Below are 19,049 nucleotides of genomic sequence, written 5' to 3'. Positions count from 1 at the left end.
TCCCCTGGGGAGTTCTCCCCGGGGGATTTCCCCGTTAATGGGCGAAAGCTGGATAGGCTCTGACCATGTTGATCGTCACCTCCAATGAAATCCCGGGCCATCGTATTGACGCCGTCTTCGGCGAAGTCATGGGCCTGACCGTCCGATCGCGGGACATCGGCTCACAGATGCTCGCCGGTTTCCGCTCACTGGGCGGCGGCGAGCTGCCCGAAATGACCCGCGCGCTCTACGAAAGCCGCCAGGAAGTCATGGCGCGCATGGTCAACGAAGCACAGCAGCGCGGCGCCAACGCCATTGTTGCCATGCGCTTCGACACCTCCGAAATGGGCACCAACTGGACCGAAGTGTGCGCCTATGGAACGGCCGTCTACGTACTTCCTTTGGGCGAGGGTGAGCCCGGTGCCACCGGACAGTCGATCTACCTGACCAGGAACGCAGGCCAGAACGCCGGCCAGCAGGCATCCCAACCGGCACAGCCGCAGCAGCCGCCGGCGCCGCCGGTCCAGCCGCAGCAGCCGGCACCTCCGGCCCCGCCGCATCAGTTCTGACCCTCCTTCCGTCCCCTGGTCCCGCTTTCGCCCGCTCTCCCTGCCGTTCTTCGGTGAGGAGAACGGGCGTGGGCGGGATTTTTTGTATGCCACGAAAAATCAGTTTGCGCACAGTGCAAAGTTGCACTTAGTGTAAGTATGTGACTTCCACCAGCAGCCAGGAGCAAGGCTCTGCGCTCCCATCAACCGGGCAGAGCACTCCTTCACGGCGCGAACTCAACAAGGCCGCTACCCGCAGCTCCATTGCCGGCGCAGCCCTGGATCTCCTCCGCAGCAAAGGAGCCGGGAACTTCACCGTCGAGGACATAGCCGCCAGCGCAGGTGTTTCCCGGCGCACCTTCTTCAACTACTTCCCCAGCCTCGAAGCTGCCCTCGCCTCCGTCGCGGACGGCTTCATGGACCGGGCGTTGGAGCAGTTCCGGCTGCGGCCAGCGGATGAGTCGATCCTTGAATCCGCCCAAGCCGCGCTGATGGCCCTCGCCGACCCCATGTCCGTTGCCCCCATGGCCGAGCTGTTCAGCCTGACCCAGGACAACCGTTCCCTGGCCCGCTCCGAGCTCGAAGCCTGGGACCACTGCACCGAGCAGATCATCGACGCCGCCCGCTACAGGCTGGGCGCAGGCGTCAGCGAGCTCTACCTGCATGCACTGGCGGGCTCCGTCATTTCCTGTGGCAAAGCAGCCATGAACGTCTGGTTCGCCGAGCGCGGACCCGACCTCTCCCCCGAATCACTGGCCGTCCTACGCCAGCACCTCATCGACGCGATGGGGCTGCTGGGAGGCGGCTTCGCGCCGTCGTCGGGCGCTTCCGCTCAAACCGCACCCGTTCCTTCCACCACAGATCGGTTCTGACATGGCTTCGTTCCTCTACCGCCTCGGCAAATTTTCGTATCGCCGCCGCTGGCTGGTCATCTCCATATGGCTCGCGGTGCTGGTGGCCGTAGGCGGCTCTGCCGCCGCCTTCCACGGCACCATGTCCAACAACTTCACCATCCCCGGCACGGAGACGCAGCGGATGGCTGACAAGCTCAAAGAAGCCCTGCCGGACGCGTCCGGCGGTTCCGCCAGTGTGGTCTTCGACGCCGGAGATTCCGGTTTTGACCAGGCGAAGAAAGATGCCGTCGGCGCAGCGCTCGAGAAACTGAAGAGCATCCCCGACGTCCAGTCCACGGTGAACCCCTTCACAACGCAGGAACAACTGGACAAGGCAGCCGGTGACATCGCCGCGGGCGAGGCCCAGGCAGCCGAAGGCAAAGCCCAGCTGGACGCCGGACGCGCTCAGCTCACTGCCGGCGAAGCCCAGCTCGCCGCCGCCGAACAGCAGCTTGCCGCTTCCGGCCTCACGCCCGCCCAGATTGACGCCCAGTTGGGTGCGCAGCGCGCCCAGCTGGCCGCGACCAAGGAAAAGCTCGACGCCGGAGACAAGGAAGCTGCCGAGGGCGCCGTGAAACTCGCACTCGGCAAGCGTCAGGCCGAGGCCTCCGAAGGGCTGCGCTTCGTCTCCAGCGACAACAAGGCCGCTGTGGCCCAGGTCCAGTTCAAGACCTCCATCAATGCCGTCGATCCCGCGGTCCGGGAGGAAGTCCAGGAGATCGTCCACGGCGTGTCCTCGGCCGGCGTCACTGCCTACGCGAGCAAGGAGATCACCGAGGACGTCTCGGAGATTTTCGGCATCGCTGAAATTGTCGGCGTCGCCGTTGCGGCCCTGGTCCTGATCCTCATGCTCGGCACTCTGATCGCCGCAGGCCTGCCTCTCCTGATGGCCCTGATCGGCGTGGCTGTGGGTGTCGGCGGGACCTTCGCCCTCACCAGCGTGATCGATATGAGCTCCATCTCCCCCATGCTTGCGCTGATGCTCGGCCTCGCGGTGGGAATCGACTACTCCCTCTTCATCGTCAACCGTCACCGGACCCAGCTGCTGGCCGGGATGGACGGGGAAGAATCCGCAGCCCTCGCAACGGGCACTTCGGGCAACGCTGTGCTGTTCGCCGGCCTCACGGTCATCATCGCGCTGGCTGCCCTGGTAGTGCCGGGCTTGCCCTTCCTTGCCGTCATGGGTGTTGCCGCCGCAGCGACAGTCGGGGTCGCCGTCGTCGTCGCTTTGACCCTGACGCCTGCCGTCCTGGGGTTGATCGGCCGCAGGCTCATCTCCAAGCGGGCTTGGGCGAAGGCTGCCTCACACAACGCCGAGCCGGGGCACGAAGCCGCGGACCGCGAGCGTGACGAAAAGCGCAGCAGCCGCGGCTGGGGTGGCCTGGTGACGCGTCATCCGTGGGTTTCCCTCATAGCGAGCGTCGTGCTGTTGGGCGCTTTGGCACTGCCCGCTTCGCAGCTGCGGCTGGCACTGCCCGACGGCGGTTCGGAACCTGTCGATTCGCAGGCGTACAAGGCCTACGACCTCACCCGCAGCAGCTTCGGCGAAGGCATGACCGGCCCGATCATCGTGGTGGCCGAATTCCCCGAGGGCCTCAACGAGAACGATGCCAAGAACAAGCAGTACGACGTCGCCGGTCAGCTCCGCAGTGTGCAGAACGTGACAGCGGCGGTCCCCGTGGCCATCAGCGACGACTTCCGTACCGCCGTCTTCCAGGTCATTCCGAAGGAGGGCCCTGCCAGCGCCGGTACCGTCCAAGTAGTCTCTGATCTTCGCGCCAAGGGCACCGCCATACAGGACGACCTCGGCGTCACCATCGGCCTGACCGGACAGACTGCCGGCAACATCGATGTCTCCGCAAAGCTGGGCGCTGCCTTGCCGCCGTACTTGGCCATTGTGGTGGGGCTTTCCTTGATCCTGCTCCTGCTGGTGTTCCGCTCTATCGTCGTGCCGCTGCTGGCGACCGGCGGGTTCCTGCTCTCGCTGGCGGCCGCGTTTGGTGCCGTGGTTGCCGTGTACCAGTGGGGTTGGCTGGGATCCGTCTTCGATGTCGCGAACCCGGGCGCGGTCCTGAGCTTCCTGCCCATCATCCTGATCGGTGTGCTGTTCGGCCTTGCCATGGACTACCAGGTGTTCATCACCTCCGGCATGCGGGAGTCCTTCATGCACGGCGAGTCCGCCAAGCACGCCGTCCGCACAGGCTTCAGCCACGCAGCCGCGGTGGTGACGGCGGCCGCGATCATCATGGTCAGCGTGTTCTCCGGCTTCATTTTCAGCCACCTGACCATGGTGCGTCCGCTCGGCTTCGCGATGGCGTTCGGTGTGCTGATCGACGCTTTCGTTGTCCGCATGACGATCGTGCCCGCCATCATGTACCTGCTCGGCGAGAAGGCCTGGTGGCTGCCGAAGTGGCTGGGCCGGATCCTCCCGGACGTGGATGTTGAGGGCGCGAAGCTGGAGCGCAGCGACCGTTCGAAGAGCGGTTCCGAGGAACTGGTCCACTAGACGCTCTCTCACATCCCCGGGCATAACCCACCGACGCTCTCTCACATCCCCGGGCATAACCCACCGACGCTCTCTCACTGTCTCCACGAAAGTGAGAGAGCGTCCGGCATTTGTGGGTGGGATGTGAGAGAGGGTCCGGCATTTGGGGGTGGAATGTGAGAGAGGGTTGGCCGGAAGCCGTAGGGATGTGAGAGGGCGTCCGTATTAGGCTGGAGGGCGTGACCCGATTGATCCTTGCCTCCCAGTCCCCCGCCCGCACCAAGCTCCTCATGGAAGCGGGCATCGCGCACGACATCGTGGTCTCGGACGTGGATGAGGAAGCGGTCCAGGCCAGGTACGGCGTCACCGATGCACACGACACCGCGCTGCTGCTGGCCCGGGCCAAGGCAGAGGCCGTTGCCGCCCTTCCCGAAGCTGAGGGCTCGTTGGTGATCGGTTGCGATTCCGTCTTCGAGTTCGACGGCGAGTCCCACGGCAAGCCCTACACCGCCGACGTCGCGAAGGAGCGCATGCTGCGCATGAGCGGCTCCAAGGGCATCCTCCACACGGGGCACTGGCTGGTGGACTGCCGGGAGACTGCAGCAGAGGTCGACGACGACGAGCCGGCCGAGGGCACGGGCGCCACCTTGGGTGCCGTCTCGAGTGCGGAAGTGCACTTCGCCGAAATGTCCGAAAAGGAAATCGATGCGTACATCGCCACCGGGGAACCGCTCCACTGTGCCGGTTCCTTCACCATCGACGGCTTGGGCGGGGCCTTCATCCGCAAGGTCGACGGCGACCCGCACGCCGTCGTCGGGCTTTCCATCTCCACCCTCCGGGACCTGCTGGTCCACGCGAAGGTGAGCGTCACGGAACTGTGGGCCTCGGAAACACAGGAGAACACTTTGTAGCAACCCTACAAAGGAACGGCCGTTCACACACGGAATCCCCCATCAATATGGGCGGAACCCTCACAATCACGCTAGGCTCCCTGAAGGACAGAAGGAGTCAACAACTTGTCAGCTAACCCGGCGCAGCCCATTTCCAGCCCTCTTACCAAGGTCTTGATTGCCAACCGCGGCGAAATCGCGGTCCGCATCATCCGAGCCGCCCGGGACGAAGGCATTGCCTCCGTGGCCGTGTACGCGGACCCGGACCGCGATGCCCTGCACGTCCGCCTCGCCGACGAGGCCTACGCTTTGGGCGGCAACACGGCCGCAGAGTCCTACCTGGTGATGGACAAGATCATCGATGTCGCCAAGCAGTCGGGTGCTGACGCCATCCACCCCGGATACGGCTTCCTTGCCGAAAACGCCGAATTCGCCGCCAAGGTCATTGACGCGGGAATCACTTGGATCGGTCCCTCGCCCGAAGCCATCTCGGCCCTGGGTGACAAGGTCCAGGCCCGCCACATCGCCGAGAAGGTCGGCGCACCCTTGGTCCCCGGCACAGCCGACCCCGTCAAGGACGCGGACGAGATCCTCAAGTTCGCCGAGGAATTCGGCCTCCCTGTTGCCATCAAGGCCGCGTTCGGTGGCGGTGGCCGCGGCATCAAGGTGGCGCGCACCATGGACGAGATCCCGGAGCTTTACGAGTCCGCCGTCCGTGAAGCCACAGCAGCCTTCGGTCGCGGCGAGTGCTTCATCGAACGCTTCCTGGATGCCCCCCGGCACGTCGAAACCCAGTGCCTGGCGGACTCCTTCGGCAACGTGGTGGTCGTGTCCACCCGCGACTGCTCGCTGCAGCGCCGCAACCAGAAGCTGGTTGAGGAAGCTCCTGCCCCGTACTTGAGCGAAGAACAGAACAAGCGCCTCTACGAGTCCTCCAAGGCCATTCTGAAGGAAGCCAACTACCTCGGCGCCGGAACCTGCGAATTCCTGGTGGGCCAGGACGGCACCATCTCTTTCCTCGAGGTCAACACCCGCCTGCAGGTGGAGCACTGCGTCTCCGAGGAAGTTACCGGGATCGACCTCGTCCGCGAACAGTTCCGCATCGCCCGCGGTGAGGCGCTCGGCTACGACGACCCCGAGGTCCGTGGCCACTCCTTCGAATTCCGCATCACCGGCGAGGACCCGGGCCGCAACTTCATGCCGGCACCGGGCACCATCAGCACGCTGAAGAACCCGACCGGCCCCGGCGTCCGCGTCGATTCCGGCGTCGAGCAGGGCGACATCATCAGCGGCAACTTCGACTCCATGCTCTCCAAGCTGATCGTCACCGGAGCTACCCGCGAGCAGGCGCTCCAGCGTTCCCGCCGCGCGCTTGAGGAGATGGTGGTTGAGGGCATCCCCACAGTCATTCCTTTCGACCTCGCCGTTGTCACGGATCCCGCATTTGCTCCCGCGGAGGGCCCCTTCCAGGTCCACACCCGCTGGATTGAAACGGAATTCGTCAACAGCATCCCCGCCTGGTCCGCCGCCGGCGCCAACGCTGAAACGCCCGACGCCGGTGAGCGCCAGCGCGTCGTCGTCGAGGTTGGAGGCAAGCGCCTTGAGGTGGTCCTGCCCTCCGGCCTGGGTGCCGGCGTCGCCACTGCCTCCACCGGGACGGGTGCCAAAGCGGGCAAGTCGAAGAAGCGCTCCCGCTCGGCCGGTGCCGCAGCTGCTGCCGCCGGCGGCGACGCCCTGACCTCTCCGATGCAGGGCACCATCGTCAAGGTGGCCGCCTCCGACGGTGACGTGGTGGCCGAGGGCGACCTGATCGTGGTTCTCGAAGCCATGAAGATGGAGCAGCCCCTCACGGCACACAAGTCCGGTACCGTCCGGGGCCTCTCCGCAGCCCCCGGTGAAACGGTCGCGGCCGGCGCTGTCATCGCGACCATCGAGGACTAACAACCACGGCTTAACGACGGCGGCCCCGCACCTTTCGGTGCGGGGCCGCCGTCGTTAAGGGCTGCTTAGGCTACGTTGTTCTCGTAGTCCGTGTCCTTGGTTTCGCGGGTGAGCCACAGCGCGATGAAAGTGATCACCGCTGCGACGGCCATGTAGACCCCCACCAGCCAGGTGCTTCCGTTGGCCGCCGACCAGAGGGCGATGGCCACGAAGGATGCAGGAGCGGCACCGATCATGGACGACAGGTTGTAAGCCACTGCCGAGCCCGTGTACCGGACGTTGGCCGGGAACAGCTCGGGCAGGATGGCCGCCATGGGACCAAAAGTCAGGCCCATGAGGGTGAAGCCGACGATGAGACCGACCATGGCTGCCGCCTGGCCGGGTCCGAACATGGTGAACCAGAGTGCACCGAAGACAAAGATGCCTGCGGTGACACCCAGCAGGAACTTCCGGCGTCCCCACTTTTCGGCCAGCGGACCGGAGACGACGGTGAAGATACCGAAGAAGACCACACCGATGATCAGCATCCACAGGAAGTCCGAACGGGAGATTCCAAGACCGGGCACGAACGCGGCAATCTGCTCCGCGGTCATCGGCTTGCCGGCCTTCTCAGCCGCCGCCTGGGCACCTGCCAGCGTCGGCTTGGTGCCGTAGGAGAGGGTGAACGTGGTCATGATGTAGAACAGCACGTACGTGGCAAACATGATGAACGTGCCCGCTACCACGGGACGCCAGTGGTTCTTGAGCGTGGCACCCAGCGGAAGCTTCTGGACCTTGTCCTGCTGGACAACCTTGGTGAAGGATGCGCTCTCCACGAGCTTGAGCCGGACATACAGGCCCACGATCACCAATACGGCGCTCACGAGGAACGGCACACGCCAGCCCCAGGCCAGGAACTGTTCGGGCGTCAGGGCAACGTTCATCCAGATGAAGATCACGTTGGCGATGATGAAGCCGATGGGCGCACCCAGCTGCGGGAACGTACCGTAGATGGCGCGCTTTCCCTCGGGGGCGTTCTCGGTGGCGAGCAAGGCGGCACCGGACCATTCGCCACCCAGGGCCAGGCCCTGGAAGAACCGCAGGACCACAAGCAGCAGCGGCGCGAGGATGGCCCACCCGGGCAACGATGCTTCGGGGAGAAGGCCGATAAGGAAGGTGGCAATACCCATCGTCAGCAAGGAAGCCACCAGGGTTCCCTTGCGGCCGATCTTGTCACCAAAGTGTCCGAAGACCACAGCGCCGATAGGCCGTGCGAAGAAAGCGACGCCGAAGATGGCGAAGGCGCTGAGCAGGGCGTTGATGTCGGTGGCATCGGGGAAGAAGAGCTTCGGGAAGACGAGCACAGACGCCGTCGCGTACGCGTAGAAGTCGTAGAACTCGATCGTGGTGCCGATCAGGCTGGCGAAGATCACCCGCCCCCGCGAGTTCACCGGTCGAGTGGACTCGCCTTCCTTGGATGGTGCAGTGGAAGACATGTAGTAGCAGCTTTCGTTCACGCCGTGCGGTGCCTGAGCGCACCACCCGGAGAAGGATTATTTGAGAGTTCAATAATAGTTCCCGCCGTCCACTCACTGGACAACAATGTCCAACATGCGGACGAACAAGAAAGTCCCACTATGTGGTCTGCGCCACAATACCTCACCGAAGCCTCACGCGCCGGTGACCGCGCTGATAGGGAAATGTCACAGCCCGTTTACAAACCGCGACCGTCGACGAAATGCGCCAAACCTACCTTGGAAGAACACCGACCCCCACCAAGGAGGCACTCCGTGACTGTTGAAAGCACCGCAGATGCACTGGCTCCAGTCCAGTCCACTGCTGCCGCCACCACCGCCCTCGAACACCGCCCAGGCCGCTGGATTGCCAACTGGGATGCCGAAGACAAGGGCCAGTGGGAAGCCGAAGGCCGGGTCATCGCGAAGCGAAACCTGTACTGGTCCATTTTCGCAGAATTCCTCGGATTCGTTGTGTGGCAGTTGTGGTCCATCGTGGTTGTCCAACTCCCCGCGGCCGGCTTCACCTTCGACACCAACCAGATCTTCTGGCTCATCTCCATCCCCAGCCTCGTAGGCGCGACACTTCGTATCCCCTACACCTTCATGGTTCCCAGGTTCGGTGGCCGGAACTGGACCATCGTCTCGGCACTCCTGCTCCTGATCCCTACTACGGGACTCGCGCTGTGTGTCTCGAACCCGCAGACTCCGTTCGGCGTCATGCTCCTCATGGCCGCCCTCGCCGGCTTCGGCGGCGGCAACTTCGCCAGCTCGATGGCCAACATCACCTTCTTCTACCCCGCACGTGAAAAGGGCTGGGCCTTGGGACTGAACGCCGCAGGCGGAAACCTGGGTGCCGCCGTCGCACAGCTTGTTGTCCCCATCGCCATCACCTTGCTGGCGGCCGGAACCGTGAACCTGCCCATGGCTGGCATCATCTGGATCCCGCTGATCATCATCGCCGCCTTCGGCGCCTGGAAGTACATGAACAACCTCACCAGCGCCAAGGGTGACGTAGCCGGTTCCCTGGCCGCGGTGAAGGAACCGCACCTGTGGATCATGGCGTTCCTGTACATCGGCACTTTTGGCTCGTTCATCGGTTTCGCCGGTGTCTTCCCCAAGCTGATCAAGGACTACTTCCCGGAGTTCTCCTCGATCCACGTCGGTGCAGTCGCACTGTCCCTGGCCTTCCTCGGCCCGCTGGTCGGTTCCCTGGCCCGACCCTACGGCGGACGGATGGCCGACCGCATGGGCGGGGCGCGTATGACCATCACCGCGTTCGCTTCGATGGCCGTCATCACCCTCACAATGATCTGGACGCTGCCACTGAAGAACTTCTGGCTCTTCCTGGGCCTGTTCCTCCTGCTCTTCGTCTCCAGCGGCTTCGGAAACGGTGCGACCTACCGCATGATCCCTGTCATCTTCGCGACGTCCAGCCGCGCAGCCCGCTCCGGTGCCAGCAGCGCCGCCACAGCACGCCTCGCAGCCTCCTCCCTGGGCCTGATCTCGGCGATCGGCGCCTACGGCGGCTTCGTGATTCCGCAGGTGCTCAACGCCTCCAACACGGCCAGCGGCTCCTACACCCCGGCGTTCTACGGATTCGTGGCGGCCTATGTCCTGATGCTGGCAGTTTGCTGGGTCTGCTACATCCGCCCTGCCCGCCAGCGCAACACGATCGGACACATCTAGATGCCCAACGGCGCCGATACCCACTGCCCCTACTGCGCGCTCCAGTGCGCCATGACGCTGAGCCCGGCCACCCCTGAGGTGGCGGGTCAGGCGGCAGCGGCCGCCGGGCCTGCCCAACCCACCGCGCCCCTCGACGTTTCCGGGCGCGACTTCCCCACCAACCGGGGCGGGCTGTGCCGCAAGGGCTGGACATCGGCGTCGTTGTTGCGCCATAGCGGCCGGGTCACCGAGCCGATGCTGAAAGGCTCCGACGGCGTCCACCAACCGATCTCCTGGGAGCAGGCCCTCACGCTCATCACGGCGGCGGTCAAGGACACTCAGGGGCAGTATGGGAACGACGCCGTCGGAGTCTTCGGCGGCGGCGGCCTCACCAACGAGAAGGCCTACATGTTGGGCAAGTTCGCCCGCTTGGCGCTTCGTACCTCCCGGATCGACTACAACGGCCGGTTCTGCATGTCATCGGCAGCAGCAGCCGGGAACCGCGCGTTCGGCGTGGACCGCGGACTCCCCTTCCCGGTCACGGACTTGGACTCGGCGTCGGTCATCCTCCTGCTCGGTTCCAACGTCGCCGACACCATGCCGCCCTTCGTCCAGCACCTGCATGGCACACGCGACGCGGGCGGCCTGATCGTGGTGGACCCCCGCCGCTCGGCTACTGCCGCATTGACGTCCGACGGCGGCGGCCTCCACCTGCAGCCGACGCCCGGTACTGATTTGGCTCTCCTTTTGGGCATCTCGCATGTAGTGGTCCATGAGGGGTTGGTGGACTCAGCTTTCGTGGCGGCCCGTACCTCCGGCTACCCCGCGCTGGTCCGCAGCCTCTCCGCGTTCTGGCCGGAACGGGTCCAGTCCATCACCGGCGTCCCCGCGAACCTCATCCGGGACACCGCACGCCGACTCGCCCAGGGAGCACGTACCGGCGGCAGCTACATCCTCAGTGGCCGCGGCGTCGAACAACACGTGGACGGAACGGACACCGCCACGGCCGCCATCAACCTCAGCCTCCTTCTGGGCCTGCCCGGCTCGGCGCGAAGCGGCTACGGCACCCTCACCGGACAGGGCAACGGCCAGGGTGGACGCGAACACGGCCAGAAGGCCGACCAGCTCCCGGGTTACCGCAAGATCACCGATCCTGCGGCACGCGCCCATATCGCTTCCGTGTGGGGCATCGACGAGTCGCTCATCCCTGGTCCGGGACTGCCCGCCGTCGAACTTCTGAAATCGCTCGGAAAGCCCGACGGCGTCCGTTGCCTTCTCGTGCACGGCGCCAACGTGGTGGTCTCGGCACCAGACACCAATGCCGTCACTGCCGGGCTCAGGGACCTCGACTTCCTGGTGGTCTGCGACTTCTTCATGTCGGAGACGGCCATGGAGGCGGACCTTGTGCTGCCGGTGACGCAGTGGGCCGAGGAAGAGGGCACGCTGACAAACCTTGAGGGACGCGTGATCCGGCGTCGGCGTGCGCTGACCCCTCCCCCGGGTGTCCGGACCGAACTGTGGTTCATGGCCCGGCTTGCCGAGCTTCTGGAGGCCCCGTCCACGTTCAGCGACGATCCGGAAACCGTGTTCGAGGAATTGCGTGTGGCTTCTGCCGGTGGCCTGGCGGATTACTCCGGCATCGACTACGCCATGTTGGACCGCGGCGAAGCGGCCTATTGGCCGTACCCCGTGGGCAGCAACGGCACTCCCCGACTGTTTGCCGATGGTTTCGCGCACGCCGATGGCCGGGCCGTGATGGTTCCCGTGACCCCGTCCAAGAAGGCCGTACGGTCGTTCGCGGATGATTCCCTGGCCCTGGCCACCGGACGCCTGCTGGAGCACTACCAGTCGGGTTCGCAAACACGGCGCGTCGCCGACTTACTCGCCGCGCAACCACAGGTACGGCTGCTGATCCACCCTGCAACCGCGTCCTCCCGTGGGATCACCGACGGCGACTACGCCACAGTCAGCAACGAGCGCGGCGAGGTGCTGTGCCGGGCTGAGCTGAGCAACACCGTCCGTCCGGACACCGTTTTCCTTCCCTTCCACTTCCCCGGCCAGGAGAACGCCAACCGGCTCACCGAGGCCACCACTGATCCGATCTCCGGCATGCCGGAATTCAAGACCAGCCGGGTGTGGGTCCGGCGCGCTGTTTCCAACCCCGTCCCCGCCGCCCTGGTCGACGCGGGACTGCCTTTGTACGCCGAGGAGGCTCAATGAGCGAGCGCATTGTTGTTGTTGGATTCGGGCCGGTGGCTGCCCGTTTGGTCGATGAGCTGCTTCCCTCCGTTCGTTCGGGGCTTGTGCAACTGCTCGTTGTGGGACAGGAAACCGAGGCAGCCTACAACCGCGTGATGGTGGCCGAGCTTGGGGTGGGGCGCACGACAGCCGACGCCCTGGCCATGGCGGATGCTGCCGATTTGGAAGCTTCCGGGGTGGAAGTACGGCTGGGCACAACGGTGAAGAGGATCGACCGTGCGCGGCAGAGCGTTGTCCTCTCCGATGGCAGCGCTGAGCACTACGACCGGTTGGTCTTCGCTACGGGTTCACGGCCGGTCATTCCCAACCTCACGGGGTTGAACCCTGAACCGTCCGGACCTGTGTTGCCGGCCGGCGTCATTACCCTCCGCGACCTCCAGGATGCCGCTGTGCTGCGCTCCGCTGTTGCCGGCCGAAAACGCGTAGTGATCCTTGGCGGCGGCGTGCTCGGCTTGGAGACTGCTTTGGCCGTCTCCGAGGAAGGCGCCCAGGCAACCGTGGTGCACAACGGACCGTTTCCACTGGGCCGCAGCATCGACCGCGGCAGTGGCTCCGTCCTGACTGCGAGTCTGCGCAGCAACGGAATCCGCGTGGCTGGCAACGCACGCTCCACCGGCGTCGAAACCGCGGGTCCCAGCGGCTCGTTCTCAGCGTTGCTGCTCGATGACGGCTCCGCGATCGACGGCGACCTGCTGGTCTTGTCCTGCGGCGTGCGGCCGCGGAGTGAGTTGGCAGAGGGCTGTGGTCTGCCTGTTGGCACCGGAGTCCTGGTGGACCACCATCTGCGTACGCACCATGAGCCCCACATGTTCGCGATCGGTGACTGCGCCGAAGTCCGTTGCTCTGATGCCTCCTGCGTTGAGTGCCGGACAGCCGCTGGTCCTTCCGGCCTTGTTGGTCCCGGGTGGCGGCAGGCCGAGTGGCTGGCGGAGTACCTGATGGTTCTGGCCAGGGACGGACAGGCCGCCGCGGATTCGTTGGAGCCCTTGCCAGTAGAGAAGCCCGGTGTCATTGTCCTCAAGGCCCGGGGCCTCAACCTGGCCGTGGCGGGCGGCAACCAGGCCGATCCTTGGGACGAGGAACTGCTTGAGGCCGGGGCCGCTGCCGGTCGTCCGCGCCGGCAGATCTCACAGTGGGCCGATCCCGAGCACGGGCGCTACGTGAAAATGACGACCCGCGGCGGGGTTTTGGAGGGCTTGGTTGCCGTGGGGATGCCCAGGACTGCCGCCGAGCTGGTGATGCTGTTCGAACGCGCTTCGGAGCTGCCAGCGGACCGCTCCTTGCTGCTTCGGCTCGATGGTCCGGACCAACTCGATACGGGGGCCGCGAACAACGACCCCCAGCGGACCGTCTGCCGCTGCGCCGGTGTCAGCGCCGCCAGTATCGGGGATTCCGTGGTGGAGGGCTGCTCTTCCGTTGCGGAGGTTTCCAAAGCAACCCGCGCCGGAACCGGCTGCGGTGGATGCCACGAGGACATCAAGGGCCTCATCGAGAAGCACTTCCAAGGGGCTGTTGCCTGAGGCCGTGCCGTGACTTCGCTGGAACGCTGCGGGTTCGCCGGAAGTTTCCCGGCGTCTTCGCAAGCTTCCAGCGAAGTCACGTGAACGCCCGGCGGACTAGACTTCCGACAGTGAACATCTCTGAACCCGCCCCCGGCGTCCATTTTGTCGAAGGGCCCGCCTCCAACTGGCTCATTGTCCGCGACGAGACAGGTTTCATCCTGATCGACGGCGGATACCCGGCGGACCGGGACGCGGTCCTGTCCTCCATCCGCCAACTGGGGCTCGATCCCGCCGAGGCCAAGGCCATGCTCATCACTCACGGCCACGTGGACCACACAGGCTCGGCCGCGTACTTCTCTGAGAGCTACGGCACGCCCATCCTCTGCTCCCCGGAGGAGCTGGCCCACGTCCAGGGCAAGGAGAAGCACCAGGTCACCATGGGCCAAGTGCTGGCCAGGATCTGGCGTCCCACAGTCTTGCGCTGGATGATCCATGTCATCAAGGCCAAGGCCCTCCAAGCCAAGCCGGCCGTGCTCGCCGAAGCCTGGACCCCTGAGCGGCTCGCGGCCCTCCCCGGCCCGCCCGAAGCAATCACGCTCCCCGGCCACACCCCCGGAAACGTGGTCCTCCGGCTGCGGGGCGCCGGAGCGATCGCCGTGGGAGATACGTTCGTCAGCGGTCATCCGATCAGCAGCAAGGAAGGGCCCCAGATGCTGCACAAGATGTTCCACTCGGACCCGGCCGCAGCACTGTCCTCTGCCCGGCGACTGGAGAGCCTGGAAGCGAACGTGATCCTCCCCGGCCACGGCCCTGCCCTCCACATGCCCCTGGCCGAAGCAGTGGCTGCCCTGGACTCCTAAGACGCAAAAAGCCCGTTTCGCGGGAACGCTGCGGGTTAGCCGGAAGTTTCCCGGCGTCATCGCAGCTTTCCAGCGAAGTCGGGTGCCCGGCAGGCGGCCCGTGAAGCAACAAGCTACATGTGAACGTGCAGCCGGCGTGCGGCCTCCGAGATGGAGCCGGTCAGCGACGGGTACACGGTGAAGGCACTGGCCACATCATCAACGTGGAGCTTCTGAGTAACAGCCACGGAGATCGGGAAGATCAGTTCCGACGCGTTCGGTCCCACCACCACGCCACCGATAACGGTGCCGGAGCCCTTGCGGGCGATGATCTTGACGAAGCCGTCCTTGGTATTGCGCATCTTGGCGCGGGCGTTGCTGAGCAGCGAGAGCATCACAACATCGCCTTGGTACTTGCCCGAGGCGAGATCGGCCTCGGAGACACCAACGGAAGCAATTTCCGGGGAGGTGAAGATGTTCGATGCCACCTGGTTGAGCTTGAGGGGCTTCACGCCGTCGCCCATGAAGTGTGCAATGGCGATCCGGCCCTGCATGGCAGCCACGGATGCCAAAGCAAAAACGCCCGTGCAGTCGCCGGCAGCGTAGATGTTGGGCGCAGTGGTGCGGGAAACGCCGTCGACCTTGATGTGGCCCGATTCGGTGAGCGTTACGCCGGCCTCCTCGAGTCCGACCCCTGCGGTGTTCGGGATGGATCCGACGCACACCAGGCAGTGCGAGCCCGTCACCACGGAACCGTCGCCCAAGGTGACCTTCACGCCGTCGTCCGTCCGCTCAACCGCATTCGCGCGGGACTTGGACAAAACGCGGACGCCGCGGCGTTCGAAGACACCCTCCAGCAACTTGGCAGCGTCGGTGTCCTCGCCGGGGAGGACCTGGTCGCGGCTGGAAATCAAGGTGACCTTGGAGCCCAGGCCGTTGTAGGCGGAGGCGAATTCGGCCCCGGTGACACCGGATCCCACGACGATCAGTTCCTCGGGAAGTTCGTCCAGGTTGTAGATCTGGGCCCAGTTGAGGATGCGTTCGCCGTCGGGCTTTGCCGTGGGGAGCTCGCGCGGGTGGGCGCCCACGGCCAAAAGGATGGCGTCGGCGTCGATGGTGCGGGTCCCTTCCAACGTCAGGACCTCGATGGTGTTGTTGTCCAGCAGTTTGCCGGAGCCGATGACGATTTCCACGCCCAAACGCTCGAGGCCTGCGCGGATGTCGTTGGACTGTCCGTGGGCCAGGTTCAGGACGCGGTCGTTGATGTGCTTGAGGTCGGCGCGGGGCTTGGAGGCCGCGCCATCGCCGTCGAACTTCACTCCCAGCTCGTCCGCCTCACCGACGCGGGTCATGAGGTCGGCGGTGGCGATCAGGGTCTTGGAAGGCACGACGTCGGTCAGCACGGCGGATCCGCCGAGGCCGGCGCGCTCGACGACGGTGACGTGGGCACCCAGTGAGGCGGCTACCATGGCGGCTTCGTATCCGCCGGGACCACCTCCCAGGATCGCGATACGGGGGGCACTGAAGTCAACTTGGGTGGTCACAATCCTCAATTCTCGCTTATTGCTCCGCAGGCTGCCACTCAGCCCACCCTCACCTCTGCCCCTACCTGATTGCCGTTGGCGCAAGGTAGCTTGTACCAGTGAGTAACACTGAGCTGATGAACACAGACCCCTTTGAAGCCGCCCAGGCCGCCGCAGACTTCATAGCCGCCGAGACCGGCGTCGAGTCCCACGACGTAGCGCTGGTGCTTGGATCCGGCTGGGCCGAGGCCGCCGATCTCATCGGCGAGACCACGGCAACCTTGAACGCCTCCGAGGTGCCGGGCTTTCACAAGCCCGCCGTGGTGGGCCATGTGGGCACCATCCGTTCCGTGCTCACGAAGGAGGGCAAGCGCGCCCTGGTCCTGGGTGCCAGGACGCACTACTACGAAGGCCGTGGCGTCCGCTCGGTTGTCCACGGCGTCCGGACGGCTGCTGCCGCCGGTTGCAAGACACTGGTCCTGACGAACGGCTGTGGCGGACTCAACGAGGACTGGACACCCGGCACCCCGGTGCTGATCAGTGACCACATCAACCTGACCGCAACTTCACCGCTTGAGGGTGCAACGTTCGTGGACCTCACCGACCTCTACTCTTCACGCATCCGGCAACTGGCCCGCGAAGTGGATTCCTCTCTGCAGGAGGGCGTGTACGCACAGTTCACCGGCCCGCACTACGAGACCCCGGCCGAGGTGCAGTATGCCAAGCGGATCGGCGCGGACCTGGTGGGCATGTCCACGGCGCTGGAAGCCATTGCCGGGCGCCATGCGGGCATGGAAGTGTTTGGCATCTCGCTGGTGACGAACCTCGCCGCGGGCATCAGCCCGGTTCCGTTGAGCCACGCGGAAGTTCTGGAGGCCGGGCAGGCAGCGGGCAAGCGGATCTCGAAGCTTCTGGCGGAGATCATCGCCAAGCTCTAACCGCTCCCTTAGAGCAACGCGGGGTCACTTATGGCCCATGTTTAGGACAAACATGGGCCATAAGTGACCCCGCGTTGTTTTTAACGGGGGCGTAAACGCACAGTAAATTCACAGATTAAAACAGATTTATTGCGCAACATTTGATTCTCGACGGCGGCATATGCCACGCGCGCACGTTGGCAATGTAAGCGCTTGCGCATGTACTGGCGGGTAGCTGTTCGGGCGCCTGAAACACCCTTTGATTTGCGGCCTAACACGTGTCTAGCGTGGAGTCTGTTCCGGTAAGTCGACGTGCCGGGACCACCTGTGGTGAGCACCCTGCCGGGGACTCACCGCCACCTCGAAACGATGGCGTCCTTCGATGACGCCACCAGCGGATCGATGGACGCCCGGGTCGAGACCCCAACCGGGGAACAGGGCATGCGCCCCACTCCACGAAGTCCAACACTCCGCGAGAAGAGCAAGCATGAACACGCACTCAAACCCCCAACGGCCTCGGCGGCGTCTGCGACGGGCAGTAGCCGTCGCAGCGGCCGCCAGCGTAGCGGGCACCATCCTGCTGGTGACGCCGGCCGCGCAGGCGAACCTGCCTGCCGACCCGCCGTCGAGCACCATGCCGGCACCCACGCCCGGCTTCCCGCTGCCGTCGCTGCACACCCAGCAGGCCTACGATCCGGCCGCCAACTTCACCTCGAAGTGGACCCGGGCCGACGCCAAGCAGATCATGGCCCAAAGCAACCCCAACGTGACGCCCGGCCAGAACTCCATGAGCCCCAACGTCACCATGCCGGAGATCCCCAAGGACTTCCCGGCAATGAACGATGACGTGTGGGTGTGGGATACGTGGTCGCTGACCGACGAGAATGCCAACCAGATCAGCTACAAGGGCTGGGACGTCATCTTCGCCCTGGTGGCCGACCGGCACGCCGGCTACGGCTTCGACCAGCGCCACTGGAACGCCCGGATCGGCTACTTCTTCCGGAAGACCAACGCCGATCCCGCCAAGGACAAGTGGAACTACGGCGGACATCTCTTCCTGCCCAACACCTCCATCGGCAACACCGAATGGTCCGGCTCCACACGCCTGATGCAGGGCAACAAGATCAACGTCTTCTACACGGCCACCACGTTCTACGACGTCGCCGAGCGGAACGCGGGCGGCGGCGGGATTGCCCCGGATGCCGTCATCGCAAAGGCCTTGGGCAACATCCACGCCACCAAGGACGGCGTCAGCTTCGACGGCTTCCAGCACACCAAGCTGCTGGAACCGGACGGAAAGCTGTACCAGAACAAGGCCCAGAACCCGGGCTTCGCTTTCCGCGATCCGTACACCTTCAGTGACCCCGCCCACCCGGGCAAGACTTTCATGGTGTTCGAAGGCAACACTGGCGGCACCCGCGGCTCCTACAAGTGCAAGCAGGAGGACCTCGGGTACCGCCCTGGCGATCCCCACGCTGAGACCGTGGACCAGGTCAACAGCACCACCGGCGCCTGGTACCAGACCGCGAACGTGGGCCTGGCTGTGGCCGACAACAAGGATCTGACCAAGTGGAGCTTCCTGCCCCCGCTCCTGTCCGCCAACTGCGTCAATGACCAGACAGAGCGCCCGCAGATCTTCATCCAGAACGAGAACGGCAAGAACAAGTACTACCTGTTCACCATCAGCCACCAGTTCACGTACGCGGATGGCATGCGCGGCCCCGACGGCGTCTACGGCTTCGTCGGCGACGGTGTCCGTTCCGACTACCAGCCCGTCAACAACAGCGGACTGGCGCTCGGATCACCCACGGACCTGAACATGCCGGCCAACGCGCCCGAAGGTCCGGACCCGCGCCAGAACGGCCGCCAGTTCCAGGCGTACTCACACTACGTGCAGCCCGGTGGCCTGGTGCAGTCGTTCATCGACAACGTGGACGGCGTCCGCGGCGGTTCCCTCTCACCCACCGTGAAGATGAACTTCAAGGCCGGCGTGACGCAGGTTGACCGCAGCTTCGGCCAGAACGGCCTCGGCCCGTTCGGCTACCTCCCCACCAACGTCCGCGTCGGCGGCGAGGGCCTCTACAAGTAACACCCGGCCCTACGGCCACGGCG

Annotated in this window: 13 protein-coding genes; 11 read left to right on the top strand and 2 right to left on the bottom strand. The window is 65.0% G+C overall.

All coding sequences use genetic code 11. The features are described from left to right. Positions 1-65: 65 nt before the first annotated feature. The 5 genes from FDP28_RS13710 (at position 66) to FDP28_RS13690 (ending at position 6,736) form a co-directional block, all read left to right on the top strand. On the top strand, positions 66-548 hold the full coding sequence (locus tag FDP28_RS13710) for a YbjQ family protein (RefSeq protein ID WP_144661991.1): 483 nt from the start codon (positions 66-68) through the stop codon (positions 546-548). A 140-nt stretch (positions 549-688) separates the two neighbouring features. After that, positions 689-1,399 carry a TetR/AcrR family transcriptional regulator gene (locus FDP28_RS13705; RefSeq protein WP_144661990.1) on the top strand — a complete coding sequence of 237 codons (711 nt, stop codon included), beginning with the start codon at positions 689-691 and terminating at the stop codon, positions 1,397-1,399. Position 1,400: 1 nt separating this feature from the next. After that, positions 1,401-3,926: an MMPL family transporter gene (locus FDP28_RS13700; protein ID WP_144661989.1), complete on the top strand. Its 2,526-nt coding sequence runs from the start codon at positions 1,401-1,403 to the stop codon at positions 3,924-3,926. 218 nt (positions 3,927-4,144) lie between these two features. After that, positions 4,145-4,816 carry a Maf family protein gene (locus FDP28_RS13695; protein ID WP_144661988.1) on the top strand — a complete coding sequence of 224 codons (672 nt, stop codon included), beginning with the start codon at positions 4,145-4,147 and terminating at the stop codon, positions 4,814-4,816. A gap of 105 nt (positions 4,817-4,921) precedes the next feature. Further along, a complete protein-coding gene (locus tag FDP28_RS13690; protein WP_144661987.1) occupies positions 4,922-6,736 on the top strand; it encodes an acetyl/propionyl/methylcrotonyl-CoA carboxylase subunit alpha in 1,815 nt (604 codons plus the stop codon). 65 nt (positions 6,737-6,801) lie between these two features. On the opposite strand, the gene FDP28_RS13685 is transcribed toward FDP28_RS13690, so the two are convergent. Beyond that, the gene (locus tag FDP28_RS13685) at positions 6,802-8,211 is read right to left on the bottom strand and encodes an MFS transporter (protein ID WP_144661986.1); all 1,410 of its coding nucleotides are present in this window, start codon (positions 8,209-8,211) and stop codon (positions 6,802-6,804) included. 294 nt (positions 8,212-8,505) lie between these two features. Here FDP28_RS13685 and FDP28_RS13680 point away from each other — a divergent pair, with 294 nt between their 5' ends. The 4 genes from FDP28_RS13680 (at position 8,506) to FDP28_RS13665 (ending at position 14,518) form a co-directional block, all read left to right on the top strand. After that, entirely contained in the window at positions 8,506-9,918 is a 1,413-nt protein-coding gene (locus FDP28_RS13680; protein WP_144661985.1) for an MFS transporter, read from the top strand. Continuing rightward, positions 9,919-12,117, top strand: coding sequence for a molybdopterin oxidoreductase family protein (locus tag FDP28_RS13675; RefSeq protein ID WP_144661984.1), 2,199 nt, complete (start codon positions 9,919-9,921; stop codon positions 12,115-12,117). Beyond that, the gene (locus FDP28_RS13670) at positions 12,114-13,676 is read left to right on the top strand and encodes an FAD-dependent oxidoreductase (protein WP_144661983.1); all 1,563 of its coding nucleotides are present in this window, start codon (positions 12,114-12,116) and stop codon (positions 13,674-13,676) included. The genes FDP28_RS13675 and FDP28_RS13670 overlap by 4 nt, the downstream gene beginning before the upstream one ends. Before the next feature lie 110 nt (positions 13,677-13,786). Next, the gene (locus FDP28_RS13665; protein ID WP_144661982.1) at positions 13,787-14,518 is read left to right on the top strand and encodes an MBL fold metallo-hydrolase; all 732 of its coding nucleotides are present in this window, start codon (positions 13,787-13,789) and stop codon (positions 14,516-14,518) included. Positions 14,519-14,631: 113 nt separating this feature from the next. Here the strand turns inward: FDP28_RS13665 and FDP28_RS13660 are convergent, their stop codons facing one another. Continuing rightward, complete coding sequence (locus FDP28_RS13660; RefSeq protein WP_144661981.1) at positions 14,632-16,041, bottom strand: NAD(P)H-quinone dehydrogenase; 1,410 nt, start codon at positions 16,039-16,041, stop codon at positions 14,632-14,634. A gap of 116 nt (positions 16,042-16,157) precedes the next feature. Here FDP28_RS13660 and FDP28_RS13655 point away from each other — a divergent pair, with 116 nt between their 5' ends. Beyond that, complete coding sequence (locus FDP28_RS13655) at positions 16,158-16,958, top strand: purine-nucleoside phosphorylase (RefSeq protein WP_186313634.1); 801 nt, start codon at positions 16,158-16,160, stop codon at positions 16,956-16,958. 466 nt (positions 16,959-17,424) lie between these two features. After that, positions 17,425-19,026: a glycoside hydrolase family 68 protein gene (locus tag FDP28_RS13650; RefSeq protein WP_144661979.1), complete on the top strand. Its 1,602-nt coding sequence runs from the start codon at positions 17,425-17,427 to the stop codon at positions 19,024-19,026. Positions 19,027-19,049 lie beyond the last annotated feature (23 nt).

The sequence above is a fragment of the Paenarthrobacter nicotinovorans genome, assembly GCF_007670255.1.
Lineage (GTDB): Bacteria > Actinomycetota > Actinomycetes > Actinomycetales > Micrococcaceae > Arthrobacter > Arthrobacter nicotinovorans_B.
This window is presented reverse-complemented; position numbering and strand designations above follow the sequence as displayed.

Bases quoted from the DNA above. Each gene is read 5' to 3' on its own strand.
- FDP28_RS13675 (WP_144661984.1), top strand. From the start codon at position 9,919: ATGCCCAACGGCGCCGATACCCACTGCCCCTACTGCGCGCTCCAGTGC.
- FDP28_RS13700 (WP_144661989.1), top strand. From the start codon at position 1,401: ATGGCTTCGTTCCTCTACCGCCTCGGCAAATTTTCGTATCGCCGCCGC.
- FDP28_RS13685 (WP_144661986.1), bottom strand. From the start codon at position 8,211: ATGTCTTCCACTGCACCATCCAAGGAAGGCGAGTCCACTCGACCGGTG.
- FDP28_RS13650 (WP_144661979.1), top strand. From the start codon at position 17,425: ATGAACACGCACTCAAACCCCCAACGGCCTCGGCGGCGTCTGCGACGG.
- FDP28_RS13670 (WP_144661983.1), top strand. From the start codon at position 12,114: ATGAGCGAGCGCATTGTTGTTGTTGGATTCGGGCCGGTGGCTGCCCGT.
- FDP28_RS13655 (WP_186313634.1), top strand. From the start codon at position 16,158: ATGAACACAGACCCCTTTGAAGCCGCCCAGGCCGCCGCAGACTTCATA.
- FDP28_RS13710 (WP_144661991.1), top strand. From the start codon at position 66: ATGTTGATCGTCACCTCCAATGAAATCCCGGGCCATCGTATTGACGCC.